We start from the raw sequence: 3,850 nt of genomic DNA on the forward strand, positions 1-3,850 counted from the left end.
TAGTGGGAACGACTTGGAGCCGCAGGCCGGCAATTAAACTACTGTTTTTGAACCAAGTCATTTAATACTGGTTAGTGAAGTAATTTTGATACTTTCAACCTTTAGTGGGTTAAGTGTTACTCTGCATCTTGCCAGACTTTTTTAGCGGTGTCGATGACTAAACTTAATTTTGCCCATTGTTGATCAGCAGTTAATTTATTGCCTTCTTCAGTTGAAGCAAAACCACACTGAGTAGAAAGCGCCAAGTTTTCTAGTGGGACTTCTTCAGTAGCTTCTTTGATACGTGTGATTAATTGAGTTTGGTCCTCTAGCTCTGGAAATTTAGAAGTCACAAGACCTAAGACAATCCGCTTGTTTGCATCATGGTGCTCCTATCATTAGGTAGTAATATTTTGAAAATAGAAATATAATTAAAATAAGCAACTATTCAGGGGGGCTCTAAATGAAAGGAATTATTCTTGCAGGGGGATCCGGTACACGGCTGTATCCAATTACACGGGCGATTTCAAAACAATTGATCCCGATTTATGATAAGCCAATGATTTATTATCCGTTATCGACGTTAATGTTGGCAGGAATCCAAGATATTTTGGTTATTTCAACACCTGTTGATACACCACGGTTCAAAGAACTGTTAGGCGATGGTCATGATTTGGGCTTGAATCTATCCTATGCTGTCCAAGAAAAGCCGAACGGTTTAGCTGAAGCTTTTATTTTGGGTGCTGATTTCATTGGAAATGATTCAGTCTGTCTTATTTTAGGTGATAATATTTATTATGGTGGCGGCTTATCCAAGATGCTTCAACATGCTAGCGCTAAGCCGAAGGGGGCCACGGTCTTTGGTTACCATGTCAATGATCCGGAACGTTTTGGTGTCGTTGACTTTGATGAAAATATGCATGCAAAGTCCATTGTTGAAAAGCCTGTACACCCAGCTAGTAATTATGCTGTCACGGGAATGTATTTTTATGATAATCAAGTCGTTGATATTGCAAAGAATATTCAACCATCACCACGTGGTGAATTGGAGATTACGGATATCAACAAAGTTTACTTAGAACATAATGAGTTAGATGTTGAACTCATGGGCCGTGGTTTTGCTTGGCTTGATACTGGGACCCATGACTCATTACAAGAAGCAAGTAGTTTTATCGCAACCGTGCAAAAACGCCAGAACTTAAAAGTGGCTTGCTTAGAAGAAGTGGCGTATCGAATGGGTTATATTGATGCTGATAAAGTGTATGAATTGGCGCAACCATTAAAGAAGAATGATTACGGTCAATACTTATTAAGATTAATTGGGAGGGCTTAAATTTTGGGAAAATTAAAGGTAATAACGACTAAATTACAAGATGTTAAGATTATTGAACCAGCAGTTTTTGGTGATAAGCGGGGGTTCTTTACGGAAACTTACTCTGACCGTGATTTCAAAGAAGCTGGCATTGGTTTTGATTTCATTCAGGATAATCAATCATTGTCAGCGGAAGCGGGTGTTTTGCGGGGACTGCATTTTCAACGTGGCAAGGCAGCGCAAACTAAATTAATTCGCGTGGTGACTGGTGCCGTACTTGATGTTATTGTGGACGTTCGTGCTGGCTCGCCTACGTACGGGGAATGGGAGGGCTATATTATCTCTGAAAGTAACCATCGTCAATTGTTAGTCCCCCGTGGTTTTGCCCATGGCTTTGTGACATTGACTGATAATGTTAATTTCTTATACAAGTGTGATAACTACTACAACGCTGAAGCCGACGGTGGTATTACCTTTATGGATAAAGATTTAAATATTAACTGGCCTATTGACTATGATCAAGCTATGACTTCTGATAAGGATGCCAAACAACAGACTTTCAAAGAATTTGAACAGAATAATCCGTTTGTTTACGGCGAAATTTAAGGAGACGTTATGGAAAACTTATTAGTTACCGGTGGTGCCGGCTTTATTGGTTCTAACTTTGTTCACTATGTTTATAATCATCATCCCGAAGTCAAGATTACCGTGTTAGATAAGTTAACTTATGCTGGTAATCGGGCCAACTTGGAAGAAATTCTAGGCGACCGGGTCAAATTAGTTGTGGGTGACATTTGTGACGCGCCCTTGGTTGATGAATTAATGCAACAAACTGACGCGGTTGTCCATTACGCCGCTGAAAGCCATAATGATAATTCATTAAAGGATCCATGGCCATTCATCGAAACGAATATTATCGGGACTTATACGCTGATCCAGTCCGCACATAAGTTTAATAAACGCTTCCACCATGTTTCCACTGATGAAGTATACGGTGATTTACCATTACGGGAAGACTTACCGGGCCATGGTGAGGGTGTTGGCGAGAAGTTTACACCAACTAGTCGTTATAAGCCTTCCAGTCCATACTCTTCGTCTAAGGCCAGCAGTGATCTTTTAGTTCGGGCTTGGGTACGTTCGTTTGGCTTACAAGCCACCATTTCGAACTGTTCAAATAACTATGGCCCTTATCAATATATTGAGAAATTTATTCCACGCCAAATTACCAATATTTTAAGTGGGATTCGGCCAAAATTATATGGTAGTGGTAAAAACGTTCGTGACTGGATTCACACGAACGACCATTCTGCGGCCGTTTGGGATATTTTAACCAAAGGTAAGATTGGCGAGACCTACCTGATTGGTGCCGATGGCGAAATGAACAATAAGGACGTCTTGGAAATGATTCTTGAATTAATGGGTCAGCCTAAAGATGCTTATGATGTTGTTAAGGACCGTCCCGGCCATGATTTACGTTATGCGATCGATTCAACTAAGTTGCGCACGGAATTAGGTTGGCAGCCAGAGTTTACTGACTTCCGGTCTGGTTTGAAAGCAACGATTGATTGGTATACTGACCATCAAGACTGGTGGCAAGCAGATAAGAGCAAGGTTGAATCAAACTACGCCAAGAACGGGCAATAATAGTGTGAAATGCTAGAGGAGGAGGTTTCTAAATGTCAAAAGTAATGATTGTTGGTGCCAATGGTCAATTGGGGAATGAGTTGCAACGACTATTAAATGAACAAGGGATTGCATTTGATGCACTGACTAAAAAAGAATTGGATGTCACGAACCTAGATGCAGTCAAAGCTAAGGTTGCGGAATTACAACCTGTGGTCTTATATGATTGCGCAGCTTACACAGCAGTTGATAAGGCCGAAGATGAAGGCAAAGCCCTCAATTGGCTGGTCAATGTTGATGGAACAAAAAATTTAGCCCAAGTAGCAGCTGAACAGGATGTTAAATTGGTTTATGTTTCTACTGACTATATTTTTGATGGCACCAATAAAGGTGAATATTTAGAAGATGATCCAGCCAATCCCAAGAATGAGTACGGGCGTGCTAAGTGGGCTGGTGAAGAAGCCGTTCGTCACAGTGGTGCTGATTATTACATTGTTCGGACTAGCTGGGTTTTCGGTGAATTTGGACATAACTTTGTCTTCACAATGCAGAATTTAGCGAAGACACATGATAAGTTGACAGTCGTTAATGATCAACTTGGACGGCCGACCTGGACGCGAACATTAGCAGAATTTATGGTTCACCTAGTGAAAACTGAGGCCGCTTCAGGGACTTATCAATTAAGCAACGATAATACAGCCACCTGGTATGACTTTGCAAAAGAAATTTTGAAGAACACTGATGTTGAAGTAGTACCAGTTACTTCTGAACAATTTCCACAAAAGGCTTGTCGGCCACGGCATTCAGTGATGAACTTGAGCAAGGCCAAAAAAACTGGATTTATAATTTCTGACTGGAAGAGTGCAGTTGCAAAGCTTTTATCGGAGTAAAGGTTGTGTGACCCTATGCAAGATAGAGAAAAAATAGAACATATTT

The 3,850-nt window shown here is 40.8% G+C and carries 4 protein-coding genes and 1 pseudogene; 4 read left to right on the top strand and 1 reads right to left on the bottom strand.

Annotation, left to right across the window (positions count from 1 at the left end; genetic code table 11):
- Positions 1-116: 116 nt before the first annotated feature.
- Positions 117-368: pseudogene (locus tag PPA04_RS09165) on the bottom strand (hypothetical protein); the annotation flags it as partial.
- A 74-nt stretch (positions 369-442) separates the two neighbouring features.
- On the opposite strand from PPA04_RS09165, the gene rfbA reads away from it, so the two are divergent.
- The 4 genes from rfbA to rfbD are packed head-to-tail and all read left to right on the top strand — an operon-like array spanning position 443 to position 3,804.
- On the top strand, positions 443-1,312 hold the full coding sequence (gene rfbA / locus PPA04_RS09170) for a glucose-1-phosphate thymidylyltransferase RfbA (RefSeq protein WP_021730701.1): 870 nt from the start codon (positions 443-445) through the stop codon (positions 1,310-1,312).
- A gap of 3 nt (positions 1,313-1,315) precedes the next feature.
- Positions 1,316-1,897: a dTDP-4-dehydrorhamnose 3,5-epimerase gene (rfbC, locus tag PPA04_RS09175; RefSeq protein ID WP_057785045.1), complete on the top strand. Its 582-nt coding sequence runs from the start codon at positions 1,316-1,318 to the stop codon at positions 1,895-1,897.
- Positions 1,898-1,906: 9 nt separating this feature from the next.
- Positions 1,907-2,935 (top strand): dTDP-glucose 4,6-dehydratase, encoded by a 1,029-nt coding sequence (rfbB, locus tag PPA04_RS09180; protein ID WP_027822971.1) that lies wholly within the window; start codon positions 1,907-1,909, stop codon positions 2,933-2,935.
- Between the two features lie 32 nt (positions 2,936-2,967).
- Positions 2,968-3,804 (top strand): dTDP-4-dehydrorhamnose reductase, encoded by an 837-nt coding sequence (gene rfbD, locus PPA04_RS09185; protein ID WP_057785044.1) that lies wholly within the window; start codon positions 2,968-2,970, stop codon positions 3,802-3,804.
- The last annotated feature ends 46 nt before the right edge of the window (positions 3,805-3,850 follow it).

It is taken from the genome of Pediococcus parvulus (assembly GCF_007990205.1).
Taxonomy (GTDB): Bacteria; Bacillota; Bacilli; order Lactobacillales; family Lactobacillaceae; genus Pediococcus; species Pediococcus parvulus.